The 23,020-nt window shown below is 46.0% G+C and carries 32 protein-coding genes; 15 read left to right on the top strand and 17 right to left on the bottom strand.

Translation table 11 applies throughout. The features are described 5' to 3' along the window. Positions 1 to 8 precede the first annotated feature (8 nt). Complete coding sequence (locus FCU94_RS06340) at positions 9 to 632, bottom strand: LysE family translocator (protein WP_176287703.1); 624 nt, start codon at positions 630 to 632, stop codon at positions 9 to 11. A 188-nt stretch (positions 633 to 820) separates the two neighbouring features. Here FCU94_RS06340 and FCU94_RS06335 point away from each other — a divergent pair, with 188 nt between their 5' ends. The 12 genes from FCU94_RS06335 to FCU94_RS06280 all read left to right on the top strand — a co-directional run bounded on the left by FCU94_RS06335 (position 821) and on the right by FCU94_RS06280 (position 6,938). Beyond that, the gene (locus FCU94_RS06335) at positions 821 to 2,305 is read left to right on the top strand and encodes a carboxypeptidase M32 (RefSeq protein ID WP_176287702.1); all 1,485 of its coding nucleotides are present in this window, start codon (positions 821 to 823) and stop codon (positions 2,303 to 2,305) included. Between the two features lie 344 nt (positions 2,306 to 2,649). Further along, on the top strand, positions 2,650 to 3,807 hold the full coding sequence (locus FCU94_RS06330; RefSeq protein WP_176287701.1) for an AraC family transcriptional regulator: 1,158 nt from the start codon (positions 2,650 to 2,652) through the stop codon (positions 3,805 to 3,807). Positions 3,808 to 3,908: 101 nt separating this feature from the next. Then, positions 3,909 to 4,109, top strand: coding sequence for a RebB family R body protein (locus tag FCU94_RS06325; protein WP_176287700.1), 201 nt, complete (start codon positions 3,909 to 3,911; stop codon positions 4,107 to 4,109). A gap of 52 nt (positions 4,110 to 4,161) precedes the next feature. Beyond that, positions 4,162 to 4,428 (top strand): RebB family R body protein, encoded by a 267-nt coding sequence (locus FCU94_RS06320; protein ID WP_176287699.1) that lies wholly within the window; start codon positions 4,162 to 4,164, stop codon positions 4,426 to 4,428. 23 nt (positions 4,429 to 4,451) lie between these two features. Continuing rightward, on the top strand, positions 4,452 to 4,715 hold the full coding sequence (locus tag FCU94_RS06315; RefSeq protein WP_176287698.1) for a RebB family R body protein: 264 nt from the start codon (positions 4,452 to 4,454) through the stop codon (positions 4,713 to 4,715). Positions 4,716 to 4,761: 46 nt separating this feature from the next. After that, positions 4,762 to 5,025: a RebB family R body protein gene (locus FCU94_RS06310; RefSeq protein WP_165011374.1), complete on the top strand. Its 264-nt coding sequence runs from the start codon at positions 4,762 to 4,764 to the stop codon at positions 5,023 to 5,025. A 59-nt stretch (positions 5,026 to 5,084) separates the two neighbouring features. Beyond that, entirely contained in the window at positions 5,085 to 5,375 is a 291-nt protein-coding gene (locus FCU94_RS06305; RefSeq protein ID WP_176287697.1) for a hypothetical protein, read from the top strand. 90 nt (positions 5,376 to 5,465) lie between these two features. Further along, complete coding sequence (locus FCU94_RS06300) at positions 5,466 to 5,882, top strand: RebB family R body protein (RefSeq protein WP_176287696.1); 417 nt, start codon at positions 5,466 to 5,468, stop codon at positions 5,880 to 5,882. Next, the gene (locus FCU94_RS06295; protein WP_176287695.1) at positions 5,875 to 6,135 is read left to right on the top strand and encodes a hypothetical protein; all 261 of its coding nucleotides are present in this window, start codon (positions 5,875 to 5,877) and stop codon (positions 6,133 to 6,135) included. The genes FCU94_RS06300 and FCU94_RS06295 overlap by 8 nt, the downstream gene beginning before the upstream one ends. A gap of 12 nt (positions 6,136 to 6,147) precedes the next feature. Further along, positions 6,148 to 6,414 (top strand): RebB family R body protein, encoded by a 267-nt coding sequence (locus FCU94_RS06290; protein ID WP_176287694.1) that lies wholly within the window; start codon positions 6,148 to 6,150, stop codon positions 6,412 to 6,414. A 52-nt stretch (positions 6,415 to 6,466) separates the two neighbouring features. Further along, positions 6,467 to 6,658 carry a RebB family R body protein gene (locus tag FCU94_RS06285; protein WP_176287693.1) on the top strand — a complete coding sequence of 64 codons (192 nt, stop codon included), beginning with the start codon at positions 6,467 to 6,469 and terminating at the stop codon, positions 6,656 to 6,658. 13 nt (positions 6,659 to 6,671) lie between these two features. Next, complete coding sequence (locus FCU94_RS06280) at positions 6,672 to 6,938, top strand: hypothetical protein (RefSeq protein WP_176287692.1); 267 nt, start codon at positions 6,672 to 6,674, stop codon at positions 6,936 to 6,938. Positions 6,939 to 7,273: 335 nt separating this feature from the next. Here FCU94_RS06280 and FCU94_RS06275 read toward each other — a convergent pair whose 3' ends face one another. From FCU94_RS06275 to FCU94_RS06245, 7 genes are all read right to left on the bottom strand, one after another. Next, positions 7,274 to 8,083 carry a hypothetical protein gene (locus tag FCU94_RS06275; protein WP_176287691.1) on the bottom strand — a complete coding sequence of 270 codons (810 nt, stop codon included), beginning with the start codon at positions 8,081 to 8,083 and terminating at the stop codon, positions 7,274 to 7,276. 530 nt (positions 8,084 to 8,613) lie between these two features. Next, positions 8,614 to 9,204, bottom strand: a complete 591-nt coding sequence (locus FCU94_RS06270) for a hypothetical protein (protein WP_176287690.1) — start codon at positions 9,202 to 9,204, stop codon at positions 8,614 to 8,616. 98 nt (positions 9,205 to 9,302) lie between these two features. Further along, entirely contained in the window at positions 9,303 to 10,166 is an 864-nt protein-coding gene (locus tag FCU94_RS06265) for a hypothetical protein (protein ID WP_176287689.1), read from the bottom strand. Between the two features lie 14 nt (positions 10,167 to 10,180). Further along, complete coding sequence (locus FCU94_RS06260; protein ID WP_176287688.1) at positions 10,181 to 10,888, bottom strand: hypothetical protein; 708 nt, start codon at positions 10,886 to 10,888, stop codon at positions 10,181 to 10,183. 96 nt (positions 10,889 to 10,984) lie between these two features. Beyond that, on the bottom strand, positions 10,985 to 11,656 hold the full coding sequence (locus FCU94_RS06255; RefSeq protein ID WP_176287687.1) for a hypothetical protein: 672 nt from the start codon (positions 11,654 to 11,656) through the stop codon (positions 10,985 to 10,987). 59 nt (positions 11,657 to 11,715) lie between these two features. Beyond that, a complete protein-coding gene (locus FCU94_RS06250) occupies positions 11,716 to 12,018 on the bottom strand; it encodes a hypothetical protein (protein ID WP_176287686.1) in 303 nt (100 codons plus the stop codon). Between the two features lie 9 nt (positions 12,019 to 12,027). Beyond that, on the bottom strand, positions 12,028 to 12,453 hold the full coding sequence (locus FCU94_RS06245) for a hypothetical protein (RefSeq protein WP_176287685.1): 426 nt from the start codon (positions 12,451 to 12,453) through the stop codon (positions 12,028 to 12,030). A 151-nt stretch (positions 12,454 to 12,604) separates the two neighbouring features. Between FCU94_RS06245 and FCU94_RS06240 the strand changes: the two genes are divergently transcribed. Continuing rightward, the gene (locus tag FCU94_RS06240; protein WP_176287684.1) at positions 12,605 to 12,907 is read left to right on the top strand and encodes a hypothetical protein; all 303 of its coding nucleotides are present in this window, start codon (positions 12,605 to 12,607) and stop codon (positions 12,905 to 12,907) included. On the opposite strand, the gene FCU94_RS06235 is transcribed toward FCU94_RS06240, so the two are convergent. The 5 genes from FCU94_RS06235 to FCU94_RS06215 all read right to left on the bottom strand — a co-directional run bounded on the left by FCU94_RS06235 (position 12,828) and on the right by FCU94_RS06215 (position 17,706). Then, positions 12,828 to 13,763 carry a hypothetical protein gene (locus FCU94_RS06235; RefSeq protein ID WP_176287683.1) on the bottom strand — a complete coding sequence of 312 codons (936 nt, stop codon included), beginning with the start codon at positions 13,761 to 13,763 and terminating at the stop codon, positions 12,828 to 12,830. The two genes, FCU94_RS06240 and FCU94_RS06235, sit on opposite strands and share 80 nt — an antisense overlap. A 35-nt stretch (positions 13,764 to 13,798) precedes the next feature. Next, positions 13,799 to 14,575 (bottom strand): lamin tail domain-containing protein, encoded by a 777-nt coding sequence (locus FCU94_RS06230; RefSeq protein WP_176287682.1) that lies wholly within the window; start codon positions 14,573 to 14,575, stop codon positions 13,799 to 13,801. A gap of 45 nt (positions 14,576 to 14,620) precedes the next feature. Then, positions 14,621 to 15,730: a hypothetical protein gene (locus FCU94_RS06225; protein WP_176287681.1), complete on the bottom strand. Its 1,110-nt coding sequence runs from the start codon at positions 15,728 to 15,730 to the stop codon at positions 14,621 to 14,623. Between the two features lie 14 nt (positions 15,731 to 15,744). Next, complete coding sequence (locus FCU94_RS06220; protein WP_176287680.1) at positions 15,745 to 16,635, bottom strand: N-acetylmuramidase family protein; 891 nt, start codon at positions 16,633 to 16,635, stop codon at positions 15,745 to 15,747. A gap of 159 nt (positions 16,636 to 16,794) precedes the next feature. After that, on the bottom strand, positions 16,795 to 17,706 hold the full coding sequence (locus tag FCU94_RS06215) for a sensor domain-containing diguanylate cyclase (protein WP_176287679.1): 912 nt from the start codon (positions 17,704 to 17,706) through the stop codon (positions 16,795 to 16,797). A gap of 237 nt (positions 17,707 to 17,943) precedes the next feature. Here FCU94_RS06215 and FCU94_RS06210 point away from each other — a divergent pair, with 237 nt between their 5' ends. Beyond that, positions 17,944 to 18,972 carry a metal-dependent hydrolase gene (locus tag FCU94_RS06210; protein ID WP_176287678.1) on the top strand — a complete coding sequence of 343 codons (1,029 nt, stop codon included), beginning with the start codon at positions 17,944 to 17,946 and terminating at the stop codon, positions 18,970 to 18,972. 28 nt (positions 18,973 to 19,000) lie between these two features. On the opposite strand, the gene FCU94_RS06205 is transcribed toward FCU94_RS06210, so the two are convergent. Both FCU94_RS06205 and FCU94_RS06200 read right to left on the bottom strand, forming a co-directional pair. Beyond that, positions 19,001 to 19,540, bottom strand: a complete 540-nt coding sequence (locus FCU94_RS06205; protein ID WP_176287677.1) for an isochorismatase family protein — start codon at positions 19,538 to 19,540, stop codon at positions 19,001 to 19,003. 12 nt (positions 19,541 to 19,552) lie between these two features. Then, entirely contained in the window at positions 19,553 to 20,464 is a 912-nt protein-coding gene (locus FCU94_RS06200; RefSeq protein WP_176287676.1) for a PhzF family phenazine biosynthesis protein, read from the bottom strand. An 85-nt stretch (positions 20,465 to 20,549) separates the two neighbouring features. Here FCU94_RS06200 and FCU94_RS06195 point away from each other — a divergent pair, with 85 nt between their 5' ends. Continuing rightward, positions 20,550 to 21,458 carry a LysR family transcriptional regulator gene (locus FCU94_RS06195; protein ID WP_176287675.1) on the top strand — a complete coding sequence of 303 codons (909 nt, stop codon included), beginning with the start codon at positions 20,550 to 20,552 and terminating at the stop codon, positions 21,456 to 21,458. A gap of 40 nt (positions 21,459 to 21,498) precedes the next feature. Here FCU94_RS06195 and FCU94_RS06190 read toward each other — a convergent pair whose 3' ends face one another. After that, positions 21,499 to 22,164, bottom strand: coding sequence for an isochorismatase family protein (locus tag FCU94_RS06190; RefSeq protein ID WP_176287674.1), 666 nt, complete (start codon positions 22,162 to 22,164; stop codon positions 21,499 to 21,501). Between the two features lie 19 nt (positions 22,165 to 22,183). After that, the gene (locus tag FCU94_RS06185) at positions 22,184 to 22,897 is read right to left on the bottom strand and encodes an NUDIX domain-containing protein (RefSeq protein WP_176287673.1); all 714 of its coding nucleotides are present in this window, start codon (positions 22,895 to 22,897) and stop codon (positions 22,184 to 22,186) included. Positions 22,898 to 23,020: the final 123 nt, after the last annotated feature.

The raw sequence follows: 23,020 nt of genomic DNA, 5'->3' as shown, positions 1-23,020 counted from the left end.
GCTGTTTTTTATTCAATGATTAATTTAACGCCTAGGCCAACCAAAACGGCTCCGGTGGTGGCTTCCATCCTAGACATAAACTTTGCACTTTTCAGCAAGCTTTTCGCAGAGTTTAGCACCGCTGCTAAGCCACACTGCCAAACCATCGCGATGACGAAATGAATCGCAGCCATTAAGAAAGATTGCCATAACGCAGAACCTTCTGGATTGATAAACTGAGGTAGAAACGCCAAATAGAACACCGCGGTCTTGGGGTTAAGCACATTAGAAAGAAACCCTTCGCGCAATGATCGTGTGAGTTTCAGTTGTCGATGCTGCGCTTCAACATTCACGCTGCCTAAACGGCCTTGCCACACACTGCGCAGCGTGGTGATTCCGAGCCAAATCAAATACGCCGCCCCGATCATTTTCACCGCGTTAAACAGCTCCGCCGATTGCGCTAAGATGGCTGAAATGCCGATGGCCGAAAACGTTGCATGTACGAATAAGCCCAAACATATTCCTAAACTGGTGGTGGCACCATCACTGAACCCACCTCGAGATGAGTTGCGCAGCACCAGTGCGGTATCGAGCCCCGGCGTTAACGTTAAAATCGTAATCGCAATCAAAAATGCTTCAAAATTCTCTATCACTACGGTTTTCTGCCTTTGATATATTGTCTCTCTTTATTGTCATACTTCTTTCGCAGCGTCAATCCTTAGCAGTGCTCCTCTAGCGCGAAAGCCATCAATAACTCAATCCAATAACGCGAACTGACCACTTGGTCTTACCTGTTTAGGTTGGTAGACTCGGCGTTTTATACAGTCACGGAAGGCGGCTTATGAGCGCATTCAACAAACTAAAAGCACACGCACAAAAAATCTCTCATTTTCATCACTTAGCGGCCATTTGCGGCTGGGACCAAGCGGCAGTCATGCCAGCAGGCGGCAATCAAGCACGCAGCGAAGCAATGGCAGAACTATCGGTCCATATTCATTCTCTGCAAACCCAACCACAGCTCGAACAGTGGTTTGCTGAAGCAGATAACGAATCACTTGACGCCACCGAACGCGCTACCCTGCGCGAACTAAAACGTCAGTGGCAACAAGCCAATGTGCTTCCTGAATCTCTGGTACAAGCAAAGTCTCTTGCCGGCTCGAAATGTGAACACGCTTGGCGTACTCAACGAGGCAACAACGATTGGCAAGGTTTCGAGAAAAACTGGGCCGAAGTCGTTAAGCTCTCTCAGGAAGAAGCGCAAATCCGTGCAGAGGTGAATGGCTCAACCCCTTACGACGCGATGCTCGACTTATATGAACCGGGCACCAGCTCGGCCTCTCTTGATAACACATTTGGCGATGTAAAAACTTGGTTGCCGGATCTCATCGATCAAGTGATTGAGAAACAAGCCTCTGAGCACTACCTTGAACCCAAAGGCCACTTTGATACCGGTAGACAAAAAGCGCTTGGCCTTGAAGTGATGAAGCTCCTTCAGTTTGATTTTGAACACGGACGCTTAGACGAGAGCGTACACCCATTTTGTGGGGGGGTACCAAGTGATGTGCGTATCACTACCCGCTATGATGAAAACGAATTCGTCCAGTCACTAATGGGCATCGTGCACGAAACGGGGCACGCGCGTTATGAGCAAGGTTTACCAAAGAGTCTCGCGGGCTTGCCTTCAGGAGAGGCGCGTTCGATGGGTATTCACGAATCACAATCGCTGTTTTTCGAGATGCAAGTCGGCCGAAGTGAGCCCTTTATTGCCCATCTTTCTCGTTTAGCGAGCAAACATTTTAATGACCACAGCGCTGAACTGTTGTCACAACACAACTTCCAAAAACTCTACACGCGAGTAAAGAAAGACTTTATTCGCGTTGATGCCGACGAACTGACTTACCCAGCCCACGTCATTTTGCGTTATGAAATCGAACGCGACCTCATCAACGGCGATATCAAACACACAGATGTGCCGGAGCTGTGGGATCAAAAAATGCAGCAATACCTGGGGCTATCGACTCAAGGCAATTTCAAAAACGGCTGTATGCAAGATATTCACTGGACTGACGGCGCCTTTGGCTACTTCCCGAGCTACACACTTGGCGCCATGTACGCGGCACAGTTTATGGCGTCGATGAAACAGACCGTCGACGTCGAAGGTGCGATTCAAAAAGGCGACTTAACCCCTATCTTTGACTGGTTATCGAACAATATCTGGAGCAAAGGCAGTCTATTGACCACCGATGAATTAGTGAAGTCAGCGACGGGAGACGTATTAAATCCAGAGCACTTTAAACGTCACCTTATTGAGCGATATATAAAATAGTCATAGCATCGCCAGTGCCAGTAACTTAAGCACTGGCGATGTCATTCAGACTGCTATTAAAAATAACCATACACTCCGTCCTTATGCCGATTTATTGATTGGCCCACATCTTTCACTACCCAATCCCTTCGATTTATTAAAATCCACATTCTAAATATTGTTACCATTACCTCCTCTCGTACATTAATTTGTGACCAAATACTCATACTAGGAAAATATAAAAATATTTCTCGTTCGTTCGTAAATATAACCGCAAAAAACATAAATACAGCCAATTCATAGCATCCTTGCCACGAATAGCATAAACATGCCTCGCTATTAACAGCATTAATAAGGATAATTCTATGAACGGCAAAATAGCTTTAACTGACAACGTCAACAGTTCTATCAATAATAAGGAAGTTCAACCATCATGCATAGATAAGGTTCCACTAGGAAACAGCCCTCTTCTACAAATAGCCAAGAATCAAGCCATTTACGCCTCACGTATAAAAATACCCATACTTATTACAGGAGAACAAGGAACAGAAATACGATCTATCGCTGACTTTATTCACGATAATAAACCAACCACTTGCGGGAATATTATCTTTCTGCCATCGCGAGCGAAAACGATCGAAGGTTTTAAGTTAGCACTTGAACAAGCAATCGAAATGGCTAGAAATGGCACGCTGGTTCTGTCTGACGTCGACGCACTCACTGATCAATGTAAAGACTTTTTAATCTACCTGCTCGCAAACAATGATCTTTATCGACGGTTAGAACTCAATGGCATACAGCTTATCATTACTTGCACCGACACCCCTCAGAGGCAGCCAGACAGCGTTCAAGAGACTTTCATCGGATGCACTGCACATTTAGAGCTCCATCTCCCTCCTCTTAGTCAAAGACCCGAAGATATCTCATTTTATATTGAACACTTCGCCAGACTATATCGTGGCGATAACGCATTTATCCTTAGTGAAGACGCGAAAGCTAAGCTGTTAAAATACTCTTGGCCGGGCAACGTCGATCAACTCAGAAAAATCATTCTTCAATTAACCTCATTACAAAAGCCTTATATCAGCTCAGGTGATATAAAAGGCTTACAATTACAAGAGTTAAACAAATCTAGCTTAATTGAGTGTCTATACAATAAAGACACTGATAACTTTCAGAAGATTCACCCTGCCCTATATAAGTCACTCACCTTTATCAGTCACAACTTTCTTGAAGAGCTGTCGTTAGAAAAAGTGGCCAATCATGCGTTTTCTAGTCCATCTCATCTTTCATTTTTATTTAGAAGAGAATTGGGTACTTCGTTTAAATCCATTTTAGTTGAACTGAGGATATTTCACGCGAAAAAATTGATTGAGAATAGGCCAGCATTGAAAATTACTGATGTCTGTTTGCAATCAGGTTTTGGCGACTTAAGCCATTTTGAAAAAATGTTTAAACGCTATTCTGGTAATACGCCAAGGGCATATAGAAACATTCATAGAGACAAAGTGTCACTATGCTAATTATCTAAATTTAATGGGCCAGAAAGTTAATGGAATAGCCCGAGTTAATTCTTTTGTGACTGCATAGAATTATCCCATCAACGCAGAAAAGAGTCTTATTAATGAGTTTGGATGTTGAAAAGATCATGAATCAATTTTGTCCCACTGCTTCAAGAAACATGGTGATGAACATGGTCGCTGATTCGCTGGGCAAATCGGCTCAAAACGCGACGCAAGTTCAGCAACAAATTCAGACCATTATGGTGACAAACACTGCCTTGGGCTCTGGGCTAATCTACGCCATCGCCACTAAAGGCAAATAACCGGTATCTGAGGTGTCATTGTGAAACCTCGTAACCATGAAGGAGCATGCAAATGCCAGTAAACGATGCGGTTACTGACTCAGTAACGCAAGTCAACACGAGTGTTGTCGGCGAGACCCCAGCCCTGGCGGAAGGAAATTTAATGATTTCCACCAGCCAAGCGATGGGAACCTCCGCCTTAAACAGCACAGGTGCCAATCAACAAGCAACCATTGTTCATCAGTCCTCTACGGTGCAAGGCATTAATAGCCTATTCGCCACGGGCGCTGCGGTCCTTGGTCGTAGTATCGAACTTATTTTAGAAAAAAGCGCAAGCTAACTAACCCTCAATAGGAGCAAATCATGGCAACTGTAAATGAACAAATCACAGATTCTGTCACGCAGGTCAACACCAAAGTAGTAGGTGAAACCCCAGCAATGGCAATGGGTAACCTGCTTATGTCTACCAGCCACGCATTGAGCAATGCCGCTCACAATGCAACCGCTGCGCAGCAACAGGCACAAATCACCATGCAAGCAGCAACTGTGCAAGGTGTTAACTCACTGATGGCTATCGGCTCGTCCGTTATCGGACGCGGTGCGGAAGCCATCATCGAAAAAGGCTAATAACAGCCAACTCAATCTGAAACTCAATCAATAAAAGGAAACTAACATGCCAGTAAATGAACAAGTCACTGATTCAGTAACACAGGTAAACACGAAAGTCGTTGGCGAAACTCCTGCTATGGCAATGGGCAACCTGCTCATGTCTACCGGTCAAGCATTGGGCACTGCAGCACACAATGCAACCAGTGCACAGCAGCAAGCTCAGATCACCATGCAGGCGGCTACGGTTCAAGGTGTTAACGCCCTCATGTCGATCGGCGCGTCTGTGGTTGGCCGCAGCGCTGAAGGCATTATTGAAAAAGACGCTTAACGCCGCACCTCCTTTGCTAGGTGACTGGCAAAGGAGGTTTCTGCTTTAGGAGATACTCAATGAAAACTGTTAACCAACCACCGAGTGCAACCGAGTCGGCTTACCAAGCGGCCAATCAATCTGTCGCACAATCCACGGCGATGGCCCTTGCAGACGCAACGGATAACCTTAGAAACCTCAATACCTTAAGTACCACAGCCATAGGCACTGCACTGAGTCAGTTGCTCGAAACCGGTGATCCTAAATACCTCACCATCATCGACCAGGCACAGAAAGTTGTCACACAAGGCGCTGATAACTTCGGGGTTGTGGGTGAGAAAGTCGCCTCTGTACTAAGTGAAACCAGCTAACTGTTATCGCTTTCAGACATCACGTTAATCACACTGTCCCATCAATTCGCTTGCTACCAGATGGGCACTACCGTCACCAAAGGAGCTAGCATGAACGACAAAGACATCCAGTTCAAAAATGAGTTTGAACACCCCGTTTCTAGCAACGCTATTGACCACTTTAATACGCTGCAAGCCTTCTCCAACCAGTCGACTGGGCTATTGGAGACCACGCTTGCCGATACGCTTGGCTTGTCCATGCACAATGCAGTCAGCAGCCAGCAGCAGTCACAGATGACCACCGCCGCTTCCGTGACCAACGCCTGTGCACGTTTGCTTCAAACCCAAGCTAAACCATCGAACTTTGGGCCAGTTGAAGACGCCGAGCCCGCCATTGTAGTGACAGCCGAAGACCGACTAGGGCGCAGTATGGCCAATGATCCCTCCATCGAAGAAGAGCCGGAAACGAAGAAAAAATTCAGTCTCATGGGCTTTTTGAAAAGAGACAAAGGGGAAAGCAATGAATGATGACACGTACGTGAAGTTTAACGTTGATGAACAACTGAAACAGATAGAAGCTTTTACGGAAAAGCAGCAACAAGACGTTGCAAAGCTGATTGACGACAGCCACTCGCTCTACTCTGAAGAAGTCGAGTCCTCGACGGATGAGATCCAGGCACAAGTCTCAGGAATGATGAGTGATATCGAAATTCAACTTGAGCAAGAGATCGGAAAAATCAACGAGCAGTTACAGAACCTGCTCCCTACTCAAACGCAATAATACGAGGCAAGCATGGCTAAAAAAGTTAACGAACAAATCACGGATTCTATCACCCAAACCAACACTCAAGTGATTGGTAGCGCGCCAGCAAACGCGATGGGCAATTTATTTACCGCGATGGGGTTGGCGATGTCCAACATGAACAATAACGCGACTAACTCGCAGCAACAGGCTCAAATTGGAATGCAAGCGGCGACCGTTCAGGGTGTCAACTCTCTAACCGCAATGGGGACTGCAGTGCTAGGTCGCGCCACAGAAGAAGTGGTCGAAAAAGATTAAGGCTTGTGAATCATTGGGCCAAGGCGTTCCCTGGCCCACTTGAGGAGAAACGATGAGCGACAAGATCACCGCCGAAGACCTAACGCCCGTGACCGATATGATCACGCAACTGACCGAAGCTTCTATGTCAGACAGTATGGGGCTTCACATGCAAAATGCCGTGACCAATCAGCAGGGTATGCAAACCATCAGTAACGCTGCAACCTCAACGGCTTGTGCGTTAATTTTGAATAAAGGCGGCTGATTAGCCTTCAGTTATGGCCAGCGAAAGCACCACCTCAAAAGCGAAGCAGTCCGTCGCTCAATCAACCGCCATTGCGGTTCAGGATGCGGCCGATAACCTACGTAACTTAAACACCATTAGCACTACTGCGATTGGTGTAGCGCTATCAGAGCTGCTCGCCAGCGGCGACCCTAAATATATCCAGGTGATCGAACAGGCGCAGCAAATCATGGAAAAAGGCACCGCCAATTTTGCGGAGTTGGGGAATAAAGCGGCGGAGGTGGCGAAGAGGTTTGAGTGATCATAGGAAAGGCTGCCCGAACATTTCTTGCAATAAAGCCGAATAGTGCCCCGACAAAGCCCTATCCTCTAAATATTCAACAAAAAAACTATTCACCAAAGTAAAAACCAATTTCACCCCAGGAAAAATTAACTATCACAACCATCTTAGCAAATATAACTCGCCATAGAACCACAGTAAAAACCACTAGTTTATTTCGTACTCTCAAACAGTTCATTTACATTAAAAGTAATACAACAACTCTGATATTGCTTGCAGAATAACAAACCAGAACAATATAACAGCCAGTTGTAATAGAACTACAACTGGCATTTTTACCTTAAATATTAATAGCATCAGGAATTACTATTTTCATACATAGATATAAAATCTTGATTTTCATTACATCGCTTTATATTAAGATTAATTGCATCTCTTAAAGTCAAGACTAGAGTGACAAGTTGATCATAATCATGAATTATGTCGTTTACTAGCACAAACTCTCTTTGTCCACATGCAATAAGATCATTGAGTGCATCTTCAAGGACCTGGCTCCTGTTCTCATCTTCCTTGGCAGCTATAACATTAGAGAACACGTTACTGGAAGCTTGATACACTCCCAACTGCTCTACTGTTAAAATATTCATATTGGAGGAGATGTTTTTTACTGTTTCTCGAATTGAATCTGCCGAGTGGCAAGTTACATAAGCAGTTGCCTTAGCTAAGTTTAAAGAGTCAGAGCTATTAGTAGAATTTATAACAAGATGTTTATAATCATCCCACTCCTTCTCATTAAAATGATTTTTTGCCTTACGTTTTAGTAATTCCACCATTTTACTTACAATTGAGTTTATTATCGGGATTTCTTTTGCAAGCTTATCAACTCCTATCAAAGATGCCACTACCACATTCTTTTTTATAGAGTTCCTTACACTAATCGAACCATTATCCACTCTAATAAGGTTTAGTTTCTTCTTTGCCCAGTTTTTTATTTCGGCCTTAGCGGTTAAACTTTGCCTTATCTCATAGTGATCAAGCAAAACACTGTCTATTGGTGCAACAGAGTTTTTTTTAATACTACCAGACTTTAGCTTAGCTAAAGATTTTTTTACTTCATCGCCATTAAATACGACGACATTAAGATCATCAAGACTGTAATTACACATAATAACACTCCAAATTTTTGAACAAAAACATGGCTATCATCAATTATAAAGCCGACTACATTTAGCCATAATAATTATACAAAACTTAATAGTTAGACTATCGGGAGAATTGACAAAAAATACAGCCATTTTCACTCAACTAGAATGATTCACAACACAAAAAATTAGTTATGAGAAACAGCATCATCTTTAGGTTATATCAGGGCAAGCTCATGAGTCGGACTAATGTTAAAACTACAATTTATTAACATCAAGTTAGTTGTTTGAAGGTTGTTTTCTTTTATCTCTGCTTGTCTCTTAAACGCATAAATAAGGACTTAAGCAGATCAATTCTTAACGAGTTAACACAAATACTTGTTTCCGTTTACAAATAATCTACTCATGCGGTTGCCCTGTAGGTTATGTTTAGAAATCTATTGAAAATCATTTACATTTTCTAATGTGTGTGACTGGATATATCGAAATGATATTTAAACATAGGTACCTATATCCAGCCTTTGATTTGCCTTGTATGCCTTCTTTGAAAGCACCTAAATCAACCCAAACACCATCCTTGGTAATTTTGTCTTTTGAACATGCACCAGCCTCGAGACCTGCGAGCTGCCAGTCAAACTGGTGTCCAACGCATAGGCTGCATATGTGTTGTTATCCAGATAGTGAAATAGCTCCGCTTCTTTAGCCGAAAATGTCCCCCAAAGCGCGACAGCCAAATAGACATTCTGCTTAGTTGCTGAGCGCAATGCCCTCACACGGTCGACATCTTGTTTTAGCTTTGACGTCGCTTTTTTATCCGCTAGATGACGTTGGTGCAGGTAGTGGAACTCAAAGTAATCGTTCCCCTGCCCTGCTTTTAACGCTAAGTCAGCTTTGGACGCAAACCGCTTCTCACAGAGCGTTGCTTTGGCTTGTGCCTGGTCGTACTTATAGAACTTATCGTTGGCTGTATAAGGCACAGCGAAGCCTTCGATTTCAGTATTGAGCACTTGTGATAACACGGCCGATAAGTCGATGGCCAGCCAGCTTCTGGCAAATGGGCGGGTATCTGGGTTAGAGAGATGTTGGTTGGCGTGAAGAAAGGGGTAACGGGATGAAAGATCGATCAAAATACGCTGTTGCTGCATGGCATTCTCCTTTAAATAAAAGCCAAGAATGCCTGTAGCGTATCTTACTCCTTAACGGCTATTATTGGGCGAAGCCAGCATAATCACTGACTATCAGGTTATGCGTTCGCAAACCAGTGTTTTGCCTCCTCCATGTCATCCAACCTAACCAGTTGGCGGTGCGGCTCGTGCGCCAAATCATAGTCATCAATCAACTCTGGTCGATAGGCGATACCAAGCGCCATACACTGAGTTTGTTGTGACACCGGCAAGTCATTCATCTGCTGTAATAAGCACTGCCACAATAAGGGCTCAGACTCTTGTTGAGCAATAAGCCGACCAAGTCTGTCGGCCACCGCAAACATCGGTTTGTTCGAGCAATTTAGTGCGGTTAGCGCTTCATCACAACCTTGCCACTTGAAATCCGCTCCCCATAAAAAGCAGTGAACGGCGTGCATCATTAACCAGTAGCCAGTCTCTTTTTCTGTTTCACACCATTGGTGATAAAACGCACTTAAGGCGACACAGAAACGGTTCAGGCTTATTGACTCGCTGCGAATCGCTTTGTTTAGCGTGTCAGCAAGCCGTTCGCATCGGCTAGGCTTTGCACGAACTGTATTAATGGTTTTGCATTGGCGAAGTGATGGCTCGGCTCGCAGAGAAGCTTGAGTACTTAGGCTCAAACCGCGTTGATTGAGTACGCCACCCTTGAGCCAATCGACGTGGCTCAAGGGGTTGATTGGCCTTGGCTTGCTCCGCGTTTCTACCGAATCAATAACTGGTGAATCAAAGTGAAATTCAGGTTGTTTCACTTCCTTAGTACCGCTTTGATTGGTTTCACCAACTTCAGGATAAGGCGCATTGTGCTCTTCCTCACTGGCAAGATAGGCCATTTGATAGCCTACCCTCTGAGCAAAACCAGGCTCTGCGCCCGCCATTAATGCGGCACTAAATGCCGCATAATAGATGTGTTCAGCATTCATAGGCGACTCTCCTGTCAATCGGCAGGCGCCCCTAAGGCTTTAATGCTGCTGTTATATTGCGGCAAGGTTTCCACAAAGCGGTTGATGACTTGTTCGGCAAACGCCTCAGACACATTGGGTTGGTTAATATAGCCATCGACTTCAGTACGAATATGGCCGCCGTTCAATGCATCTCGTTCACGCTGGTTGACGATGGCGCTGATGGCGCGCGCAAAAGCAAAACTGTCTGTCTTACTGTAGATACGGTGCTGACTTCCGATGTTGCCCGTTTCTGGATAGCGCGGAGCCGCGTAGGACACCATGTAGGGCTGTGTATTGGGATCATTACCGATTAGCTCTTCACAAGAAAACAGCACAAAGTCAGTCGAGCGATAAGTATCCATCATGTTCGTGCCAATCGGCAGATCTGCGTGTATAGCCAAGTTATAGTCGCAAAACATCACATCTACGCCAGGCAGCAGATCTTTGACCATGGTATCGAACGCTTTTTGCAGTCCATCAGGCAATTCATCTTGTTCAGGAAGCATCTCGAATTCTTGAGACTTCACTGTATATGAGGAGCGCCAGCGGGCAAGAAGCTCTCTTCCCGTTTCGGTGTCACGATGTTTGTAGGCCACCTTATATCCGCTATCAAAAAAATCTTCGGTATCAGGTTGGTCGGTAAGAAATGCATAAGTGCGACCATCAGAGGCTTCGCACAATCGAAAAAGCAGTTGGTTCATGTTTATCTCCTATTGGGTGATTACCCCGCTAGATTAGGCTGATAAAAACGACAAAACTTGGCGAAATGGTGGTGGCATCAGGGGTTATCAATGCGATTATTTGGCGCGTAGGCAAGTACGAATACCCGTTAGCCAACGCAGATGGGGTTTGGGGTCGTTCTCTAGGGTGTGTTTATCGCTGGTGTGACATGTGTTAAGTGTCTCTGTTTTAAGGTTGGCAGTTACGCACTCACTGGCACTCTTTTGTTCCAACGTATTGATGGTTTGCCGTTCAATATATTGAGCCTCGTTAGCGCTACCTTGCTCCGCGTTCGGGCCATGCGGCGTTGCTTCCATCTCTTCGAGTGTCACATTTTCCCTGCTTGGCAACTTAGAGTAAGTCTCGCTTCCGTCTTTCTCAGCTTGCTTTTCAGCCTCACGCTCCTTCTTTGGTTCGTAAAGGAAAGTTTCGGATGGAATACCCGAAAGGCAATGCATCATGTCGTTGAGATAAGCTCTATAAGGGTTAAACTCTGGAGAAAAACTTGCCACCCGAGAATCACTGTCTTGAGTGGCCGAATCACCGGAGTTAAGGATGCTTAAATCCTTTTCCCCTTTGTTGGGTTTCTCTTTAGCAGACCGTTCATTATGGGAGTGATCTGTACTTGTCTGTAATTCTTGCACCTCTTGGACGTCTTGCCGAGAACGTGCCCTGCGAGCAGTTTGTCGAACAATGGAACGTCTTCGATAACCATAGGGCACCCAAATGACTCGTTTGGTTTTTTTCATGACCGATTCGCTTTGGCTTGGACCGACACAAGGCAAGCTGTGCTTGCCTTCCCTAGCAGTTAGATTGCGACACTCTTGAGCAATACATCAAATGCTTTGTTGATCGCTTTTTGCACTTCTGCTTTAGCCGCAATTTGCAGCGACAAGAGTTCTGCTTCTGCGATAAGCTTTTCTCGTTGCAGTTCTACTTCAAACTCTTCCTGAGTAATAATGCCTTGCTCTTTTGCCTCGAGTAACGCTTCAAGTTCTTCGCGCTGACGGTCTATCTGATTGGTTATCGCATTGGCCAACAAGCTCGCGATTGGTGAATCATCGACTTGCTGCAACACTTGCTGAATTAGGTTTCCTGCTGTTTGGTTCATCACTTTCCCCTAGTCGGTTTTTTTGGCCATCTCACCGTTAATGATTGCGGTAAACATACGTTGATATTGAGAAATTCGCCGTTTAATTGTGAAATCGGATATTGAGTCACTTTGCTGATGAGCGTTTTTATCTTGGCTCCAAAGCGTGGCTAACATCTCCACTTGCTTGATCGTTTCTTGGTTGTTGACGCGCCTTTGTTGTCTGCGCAGTAAGGCACGAATATCGACCTCAATCTCAAGGTAATTTTTTGCATACTCGTTGTACCGCCTTTGGTTAACGGGCTTTAATTGAATCGTTCGGTAGAAGTAGTCCACTTTTTTTTCAATCGCGGTTGCTTGAATCTCTGTTTGCGGATCGTAAGTCGCGACCAACTGCAGCGAGCACCCCGTTAGCAGCACAACATACAACCAGAATAGATATTGGGCCTTGCGCATGTTTTATCGTCCTATGTGATTAATAATACCCCTTAGGTTATCTGTTATTCGCCGTCGGTTCTCAGGGCTATGCACTGAAACTATGGGTTATTTCACCGAGATCATTGAGATTGTGAAATCTACACTGTGATCAAACCTAGAGGGAAGCAATATGGCCGACTTAATAAAAGCACTAAAAATGGTTAAAAACGCGTATAAACCAAAGCCCAACAAGCCCAAACTTACGCCCGAGCAGTTCCAACAAAAAAGTAAGGTGGCGTCGAGTGTCAACAAGGTGTTGAATGGCGTTGAACCCATTGACGGCTTAGCAAAAGAGACCACAAAATTGCTCGCCCAACTAGCGAAAACCTTTGTCCAAGAGGCGGCCGAAAAAGCTAATCAGATGAATGCCGTTTTGCCGTCGAAGCGGGCTGATTTTGACGAATCTGGTCAATCACACGATCGAGAAGAGTAAACAGCACTTCAATGCTATACCCTGCTAAGAATGCCACAGCCATTGGCGAAAGCGCCATCTCCCCCATTTCTGGCTTCATCAACCATCCGGTAATCATTCCTGCCAGACATCCCAAAGTTAACCTAAGCCGATAACCGACTTCTCGACTAGCAGTAAAAGTCAGTGTTCTGACTTGGTTCAACAAGCTTCTCAGAACAAAAATGAATGCACCAAGCAAACCGTAAATAAGCGGTAATATATAGCTTTGCAGCATTTTAAGAACCGACTCGGCCGCGATAAGCTGAGTCGAGAGAGCGACCCCTTCACTATCGGCACGTTCCGGATCTGAACTAAGGCTTGTTCCCAGTAACCAAACGCGATTCCAAGTCGTTAATAGATGGTAGTTAGCCTGAGTTTCTGGCGACCACTCACTGGGGGGAATAGAGGACATTTCGTTTGACTCATACAGGGCTTGCGTCAGAGTATGGCCAAAGAGTGAGTACATCTGCACCATCAACAAAATAAGCAAAGTGACCACGGTATAACGGCGATACCAGTTGATCACTTTTTCCGCACTCGGAGCAGACAGTTTGCCATTTTTTTTGTTTGATTTGACCGCGGTGAGGCTTTCCAGTGTCACGGGGTATATTTGCTTGGCCAATTGATCGTAGCACTGCAAGAGAAGGATTTCATCGTCTACTTTCCACTGCCTACTGCCCATTCGCTCTTTCGCTCGATAAACCCCTGACGCTACCTGCGGGTCTACCGACAGCTCTCCGTGGCGGGCGATATATTCCAGCATCTGAATACCTTCACCAATCATCACTTTCAACTCATAATGAGTATCATCGCTTAACGTGGTTTGAGATATCGTCATTTCATCGCCCGCCAACCTTGCTATTCCACCCAATCTTAATAGTGGTAGCTTGAGACTTCTCTATCTTGGTAATCAAGCAATCTGCACCCGCCTTGCTGATTGTTCCAAATAGCTCTTGGACTGTTGAAGCTATATTCATTGGCTAACAACGACGGTTTATTGGTATAGACTTTAATGCAGGCGTATGGGTCGAGTTTGACCCCAGTCTCAAACACAAAAACCGCATCATTTCGGCTTGATTCCAGCCGCCAACCCTCTAAATCGACGATATGCTCTGAAATATTAGTCAGTTCAACAAACTCATCCCCTTCAGTACGGTGTTCCTTGCCATCCACTTGGATATGGCTGATTAACACCGCGTCATGCGCTTTATCACCATAAGCCAATGTCGAGATTGGTTCGCCCGTCGACTCAAAAAGCGTTGCAATATCGCCTCGGTTATTCCAAATTGGCTTGGTTGATTTGAAAGAGTAGCCTGTTCCTGTTTTGGTATGAACTTTAATACTCTCACTAGGCCAAAGAAAACTGCCCTCTGGCCAAGTAAACGTCTGTTCTGGCGAGCCCGCGTTAATCCGCCAATGACTGATATCTATGGTCAGATCCCCTCGATTTTTTACTTCAACGTATTCGTCTAACGGACTATCGCCCGCCTTAAACTGAACATGCGAAACCTCAACTTGGCTTTTGGCTTGAAGACGATTGATCTGCTTCCAAAGTTCATCAAGTACCACTTTATCCTGAGGTGGCAAGCTTGCCATTTGCTCGACCAATTCGAGCAAAGGTTGTTGAACTTTATTGAGTACTGAAGACATAGGATTCTCCCTTAGTTTGATGATTCTCAGTTTATTGGGTAACACTTATAACGAGGCTGCCGCTGTCTTCAAATTGTCAAACAGCATTTTTTGATTGCTGTTGTCGGCAAACGCCGCTGGTTTCGAAGCGTAGACCTGATGCTTCGTATCTAGATTTAGTAGTCGCGCTTGCCCTGTACTGCCCCAAAAGGTATTGATCAGCTCTCTGTCTTCTGCGGGCATCTTATACAACTCATTAGAACGATAACTGAGTAGCCGTGTCGACGAGGGAGGTAACTCTGACGCATTCTGAAAATCGACCATTTCCAATTTTACATCTACATAGTTACTGTCACTGATATTCACTCGAATCATACCGACAGGACGTAATGATGCACTGGCACGTCCATTGTTCGTCGCGACAATATCGACTTCAAAATAACTATATAGACTTTGTTGCTCTCTCTTAACTTTGGCGAGCTGCGCGTCGATACCTCTGATATTGTCACGTAACTTTTCCAGCATCGCATCGTTAGAAACGATAACTTCCTGTAAATCCTCTTTCACATCCGACAGCAGAAACTTTAGTGCCGAGACGTTTAGTTCAGGGTCACTGCCTTTTTTAAACGTCATATTGGAGTAGTTGCGGGTGATGGATAATACCTGCCGCTCATAATAGACCGCTTCATCATCATCAATATAGTTACTCAACCCCCAAGACTTCATCTCTCCCACGCGAAATTCCGTCAATAGAAACTCTCTATTTTCAGGGTCTAGGTAGGCATCAATGGTAGTAATATATTGTGATAATAACCGCTTAGTCTCAGCAATATTTTTTAAGTCCACTTTGGCACTATCATAGGCATGAAGCAATGTGTTCACTTCAAAGGTGGGATAACGTATTTTGTCTCCTCTTTCACCATTTGGTTCAATCTCATAGAATAAATCCTCGTCAATATAGGGTTTAAGTAATTGCAGCTCTTCTGTGACTAGCGCCACTCGATATGTATCCGCATTGACTCTGCGAATCTCACCAATTTCCACATCAATGTCTGATGTTTCGACAAAATAGATTTGCCACACTGGAATGGCGATTGCCGACAAGCCACCTAAGATGGCGACTGAAACAGACTTTACATGGGTTTTAAGCTTTTGTTTTAGTCCTTCTAACTTCATGGCAACGATCCTTTTCATCCGCAGAATTTTTCATAGGCAGCTAGCAGCTTTTCGTCGTAGCGGTTTTCAGCATAAGCTGGGCCATTGTAATAGCGCGCGAATGTAGCCCAATCCAAAGCTTTGATGGCATCGTGCAGTTTGGGATTTGATTTAATAAACTCGACGAACGCCTTAAGGTGGTTCGATTCAGAGAAGAACATATCTCGCACGAATGCTTCAACATCTTCATATCCAGAAAGCTTGTGGTTGAACCCCATAATCTGATATCGCCCATAAGAGGCAGACATCAAAGCCGCTTGTCGATCCAGTTCAATGGCTTTCTTCAAGCGCTCAAACTCTTTTTCACCGCCGACATACAGGGAGCGATCCCACCGTTTAGACGAAATATCTGGATGAGATTCATCGTACCTATGCTGGCTATGTCTAGAAAAGATATGGGCTTCGAACAAAATAGCAGGCAAACCAGAGGCGAAAAAGCCAGACCCCGCCGACTCCACCTCGGACACTGCGAGTATGGCCGCGAGCTCACACCCTAATGAGCGCGCAGCATCTTCAAAGTCACCGTCACTAATTCCGATCTCCGGTTCGATAAGAGGCAGAAACAGACTCGAACGTTGGTGGCTTGTGCTGTTGGCGATTGCGTCTAATGCTTTATGACTTTTCCCATTAACATCAATTTTGTTGTCAGGGGTTTTAAAGCCTAAAATAGTTCGTTGAAACGCCCCGATCGCCAAACAAGTGGGAGAGGTGGCGATATTGTCTTGAATAACGCCATCTTCACTTAACAAGCTCTCTAACCCAATGCGGTCGGAAATGGTATTCAGTGCTTTCTGTATTTTACAAACATCTTCGCTGAGGTTTTCGCCGTTTAGCCCAACAGAGCCTGCGAGATTTAAGTCCTTCATGCTAATTTCTCCTGATTGAATTTCAGGAATTAGCGTAACAACTCATCCCAATAACTGAGTGGGCAAATCAATGGGCTATACAGGGTTTACTGGGATAATAAGGCGAGACGAAATGACTCTGCCATTGCGTGGGTAAAAGAGTGGAAATGAAGAGTTTAATTAATCACCATATATTGTGACTCGATTGCGGCCTAATCTTTTGGAGCGATACATGGCTTCGTCTGCTCTTGAAAGAATACTCTTGATATCGATATCGTCGGCATTAACTTGTGTCACACCAATGCTGATCGTGAGTGGGACTTGGTACGAGTCAATCTTGAGCGGGCTATCAGCCAAACTTATCCGCAACTTTTCGGCCACCAGCTTTGCGGTTTCCGTATTGATATCAAATAAGATCGCCGAAAACTCTTCGCCACCGATCCTGCCAAAGCCATCGCTATGCTTTAGTTGACCAAAGAGTCGCTGAGCAACCATTCGGATCGCTTCGTCACCGACGTTGTGTCCCATAGTATCATTGACGCTTTTAAATCGATCGATGTCGATCATCAGCAGAGAAAAAGTACGGCCACCAGAGCGATAATTCTCCAACGCAGTCACTAGAGACTCGGTAAACATGCGTCGATTTGCGATACCGGTTAAGTCATCTTTCTCAGATAACTCTTTTAACCGCAATTCAAGCAAATGTCTCTCGGTGATGTTTTTCGCCGTCCAAACTACCGTACGCTCGCCATTGTCGATCAAAGGTAACGGCTTAATTAAGCCTTCAAACCAAAGTTCATCCACAATCGCGACCCCATCAGGCAACTCGATCATGTTCTGAGTATCAAATTTATAGCGCACAATTTGCGCCTGATTAGTATCAAGCGCCGTTTGGATATAACTGTGGAACTGTTTGGCCATCTCGGGTGGCGCGACTTCGTACAAAGAACGGCCGATAAAGGGTTTGCAGTCAAAGCCAGTTGCACTCTCTTCACCACCAAAAACATCCAGGTAAACCCCTGATTGCGAGAATACAAACACGTAATCGGGTAGCGCATCAAGCACAGTATAATAACGTTGCTTCAAGTCCATTCCACCACCTCTGACCCACATCCCATGTTGATAAGCATATCGTTAAAATTGAGCTTAACATTAGACGGGCGTCAAATAACTCACCTAACAGTATTAATTATTAGTCAATTTAAACCAATAGCGGCGAGGACTGATCGACTTTTTGTCAAAGTAAGTATTAACCGAGAAAAGCGTAACGGTGGCCTCACCGCAACCCTATGGTTAAACTAATGCGTAAGTTAATGAACTAGAACTCGTATGGACTCAGTCACTCAAGCCGCGCTCGGCGCGACCATCGCAGGTGCGATTGCCGGCAAAAATTGTAATGCGAAAGTGCTACTAGCTGGCGCTGCACTAGGCACATTGCCCGACTTAGACGTTGTACTCGACTACGGAGATGATGTAAGCAACACGATAAAACACCGTGGTTTTAGCCACTCTTTATTGCTGCTTCCTCCCTTTGCGTTGTTGTTGTCGTGGCTCTATTGCGCGCTGCGCCCAAGCGACGACTGGTCTTTTCAACGTGTGTTTGCTCTCATCGCGAGCGTTTTAGTCACCCACCCATTACTTGATGCGATGACCACTTACGGCACTCAACTGCTGTGGCCGATTGAAGGCTATTTTGAGGTGAGCAATATCTTTATTATTGACCCTCTTTATACCCTGCCACTGCTCATTGCACTCATTGTCGCGCTGTTATCTAAAACAAACGCCGGACGGTGGTGCCGAGCAGTAGTGCTCATTTCAACGCTCTATTTAGGTTGGGGGTACGGGGCTCAACAGATCATTGCCGAGCGAGTTGAAACTAACCTTGCAGCGCAAAATATCCCCAACCAGCGAGTATTGATTACACCGACACCTTTTAATACCGTACTATGGCGCGTTGTGGTGATGGGTGACAGTCAATATTGGGAAGGTTTGGTCTCTTTACTTGACCGCGATCCGGCGATTGAGTTTATCACTCGCCCCGCAGGCCAATGGCCTTTAACTGAAACGCCAACAACCTTACTTGGCTTGCAAGCATTCACTCACCAATATATGGATGTCAAAGAAAAACAAGGAGAGTTGATTGTATCGGACCTAAGACTTGGAATGGCGAACAACTTGGCGTTTGAATTTGTTTTTGCTCGCAGAGATCAACAAGGCCAATGGCAACTGCTTGATGCACCAGAGCGCTATCCGAGTGAGCGTGGATTTGACCAGTTGGCAGCTCTGTGGCAAAGGCTTAAAGGCGATCAGACTATCAGCGCTGACCTGCAAATCTCGCCACAACCACAAAGCCGATAGCAACGCGTTGAGAGACGCTTTCTTTCAGTTATTTGATCAATTGAAGGATAGACCGAAAAGCCGGGTCCCGACAGTCCTGCACCAACTCGTACAGCGCCATTTCCACACTGGTAGACAACACCCCCACGCTCGCCAGTTTGCTCAGCGCCAACTGCTTATCGCTTGGCGAGCGAGACGCAACGCCATCTTGCACCACTTCGACCTGATAGCCTAACTCTCTCAACCCAAGTACGGTTTGATATACGCATATATGCGCTTCAATACCACACACTAGCCAAGTCTCAACATCAACACTCTGAATGGCTCGTAGACACTCAGGCTCGCCACAAGCGCCGAAAGCAAACTTGCTGATTGGCGCCTGTCCGCTTAGATGTTGAGTCAACTCCTCAACGGTCGCTCCGAGTTTGTCAGGGTTCTGCTCCAACCACACGATGGGTAGTGACAAACTCTGAGCGCCTTGGATTAAGGCTGAGCAACTCGCGATGAGCTGCTCGCTATCTGCAACCAAACGCGCCAGCTTGCCCTGTACGTCAACGACTATTAACCCGGTTTTTTCGCGCTTTAGCATTAGCCCTCCCACTCATACTTGGCCGATCGGCAACTCCACCCGACGCCGTTCTATTAATTTGCCATAACCGCCGGCCATTAAGCCGGTAATGTTACCGCTCGCAACTGTCAGTTCGACGCGAATAATACTGGGAGACGCGGGCTGCATATGCTCCCCTTGACGAATGTCCAGCTGGGTTTTATCCAACTTTACAACATCAAAAAGGTAACAGGCTAATGGCCCTGCTGCCATCCCGGTCGCCGCCTCTTCGTTGATCGCGAAACGCGGTGCGAACATGCGCGTTGTCGCATCAGCGTGGCCAATTTTATCAGTAAAGACATAAAAGCCGACCAAGTCCAACTTATCGCTGATCTGGTTGATCAAGTCAAAATCTGGCTCAATTGAGGCCAAAGTCTCAACACTGTCCACTGCCACCACAATAAAACTGTTACCGGTGTTCACTCGCGCCATAGGAGCAGCAGTGCGCAATTTATCACTGGATAAGTTCAAAGCACGCAACACATCGTCTTCAAACACTCCTTGCGCTTGCCAATCATCAGCAAAAGTATAGCTAGGAGCAAGCTGTTCCATATAAGCAGCGCCTTGCTGAACGATCACTTTGCGCGGTCCATCGACCGTTTCTTTGCTGGTCTCGCCATCTTTCAGTAATCCTTGCGTGGCGAGATAGGAGAACGCGGCGATCGTCGCGTGTCCGCAATGGGCAATACGTCGGTTAGGGGTAAAAAAGTCGAGTTTGAGTCCTTCGCTCTGAGAGGAAGAAACAAAGGCGGTTTCGGATAAACCGACCTTAGCCGCAATCGATAGCATTTGTTGTTCACTGTATTGATCAGCGTTGAGTACCACCCCTGCCGGATTTCCGCCTCGGTTATCCGCCACAAACCCATTAACAATATTGACATCGACAATTAAATGATTATTACTCATCTTATTCACTCCTTACTTGGTTTCTAATTCAGATAATAAGGAGCCAAACTAAAAATGGATACTCACAAAGAAATGAGATTAATTCATGAATAAGAGTTATGAATCCCAACTTCATCGCCTTACACAGGCGGCACCTATGCTTGCCGCAATTGCACGTGAGCTCAGCTTTACCCGAGCAGCTGAGCAACTGGGCATTCAACAATCTGCTGTCAGCCACCGAGTGCGATCGTTAGAGCAAGCTCTTGGGTTGCGCCTATTTGAGCGTACGACTCGAGAACTACGCTTGACCCCCGCTGGGAAAATCGTGTGTGAAGCAGCCACTCAAGCGGTCTCGATTTGGCCGAGTGCTTTGGCGCAATTAACACACCTCGACTCCAAAGAGCAGATCCGCTTATCTGTCTCTTCATCCTTGGCTATGAAATGGTTGATCCCATTGCTGAGCAGTAGTCGTGACTTTGGTATCACTATCGCCTTAACCGTTGATGATGAGCACAGCAATTTCGCGCTCGGAAACATTGATGCCGCAATCAGGTTCGGTGCAGGCCCCTATCCTGGTCTGCATAGTGTTCACTTATGCCATAGCTATATACAGCCTGTCGCCAGCCCTGACTTGTGTGAGCAACAACACAACAACCGCGAGGACATTTTTAGCCAGTTTCCACTGCTTGCCGATCGACGAGGAGAACAAGATGGCACCCAGTTTTACTGGCGCTATTACTTTGACCAAATTGGAACGAACAACTCAGCTTCATCGGCGGCGCTAATGTTTGATCGCGCCGACCTGATGCTGCAAGCCGCAATTAATGGGATGGGGATTGGATTGGGTCACACCCTGCTGATTGAACAGGATCTTGAGTCCGGATTTCTTCGCCGTGTTGGCCCATCGGTTAAGCTTGAGACAAGCTATTGGCTAGTCAGCACACCGAATTTCGCTCAAACCGAACGCCACGCTCAGCTGCACCGTTGGTTAAAGTCATTATTGAAGAAACGCTAGCGAGCTAAGCGGAACCCATTAGGATGGGCTCCGCGCTTCATTAAGCCAACGTCTCCTGAACGTGAAGGTGTGCTGCGTTCGCCACTACCGTCGCACCTTTCTCAGTTAATTCTTCAACCACTGCTTGCGTTTTCTCTGGGAACACCGCTCTGGTCGCCGCCAAGTTAAGTACAACGTCAAAACCTGCTGCCAGGAGTTGCTCGACCGACTTTTTAACGCAAAAATCGAGCGCCAAACCGCCAACAATGACAGTGTCAATCTGATGGGTGCGCAAAAACTCTATCCCTCCGGTCGACAAAGTGTCGGCTTGATCGTGATAAAAGGCGCCGTATGGGTGAGCGTCAGGGTCGATGCCTTTATTGATCTGAAAATCATACTCACGAACTGATGGTAGGCCAGGCAGCAACTCAACGCCCGCTGTCCCAACCACACAGTGAGGGTTCCATTTGATATCCACTTCCGGTAAACCAACAGGCTCTAGCATTCGCTCGGGCGTTTCCGCTTCCCAAGCCGCGCCCGGTGGATGCATATCGCGAGAGACGAGTTTGACACACGCCTTACTGTGATTGAGCTTAAGCTGATCGACGATTTGTAGCGCCCCTTCGACAGGCAGCTCTTTCGGGCACAACTCGCTAAAACCCTTCTGCGGATCTACATCAATACAAGCGGTTTTGTTTAAGTCAATGTCTACACTTTGTAATCGCATCTTCTGCTCCTTGTTGATATCAACGCAGACAAGTTTGAAAGTACGTCACGCTCTTGTGAGCCAGACTATACACCTGAGCGGGCTTACCTCCTTTGCCTTTATTGGTGGAAGCCATTTTGTTCGCGCTAACAATCACACCAGTGTCAATCAGGCGGCGCTTCACTGTCATTCGGTTGACCTCGACACCAAACTTTTCGTACGCGGCAATGATGTCTGAGACTAAGAACTCTTTATCCAACGCGAACAAAGCCACTGAGGTGTACTCTATCGCCGCACGTAGTTTTTTCCATGCCAGATTAATCAGTTGTGCGTGGTCAAACGCCAGTTCCATCTCGTCATTGAGCACCTTATCGAGTGCGAACCATCTTAGTTGCTCCTGACATAAACCACTGTTATCGATCTGTTCCACATTGGCACCGTTAAGCAGCGCATAGTGGGCGATCGTGACACTCCACCCGTCTGGGTCTCGCTTTGGATTCCCTTCAACCATCGGCTGGCTAATGTAATTGGGATAGGTATGAATTTTTTGCCGACAAATACGGCGCCGAGCGGCCTCAAAGTCTTGATCCGCTGGCTGACCACCTTGTGCAGTCAAATCTTGCTCAAACACAAAGCCACCCGGAATCGACCACAATCCGTTTTGAGGCCTATCTGGGTTATTGCGCTTTATCAGCAATACTTCTAACCCACTCTCTCCGAGCCTGAGACATATCATGTCAATAGTGACAATCATGGTGAACTTCCCACATCTTAAAACTGCCAATACATTACCACTGGGTCACGCAAGGTCAACAGGAAAGTAACCATCTGTGACGAACTACATTAAATTATTTTCTCCATAAAAACTAAGCACACA

The sequence above is a fragment of the Vibrio sp. JPW-9-11-11 genome (assembly GCF_013369335.1).
GTDB lineage: Bacteria > Pseudomonadota > Gammaproteobacteria > Enterobacterales > Vibrionaceae > Vibrio.
Note: the sequence above shows the minus strand (reverse complement) of the source record. Positions and strands in the feature narration are given on the sequence as shown.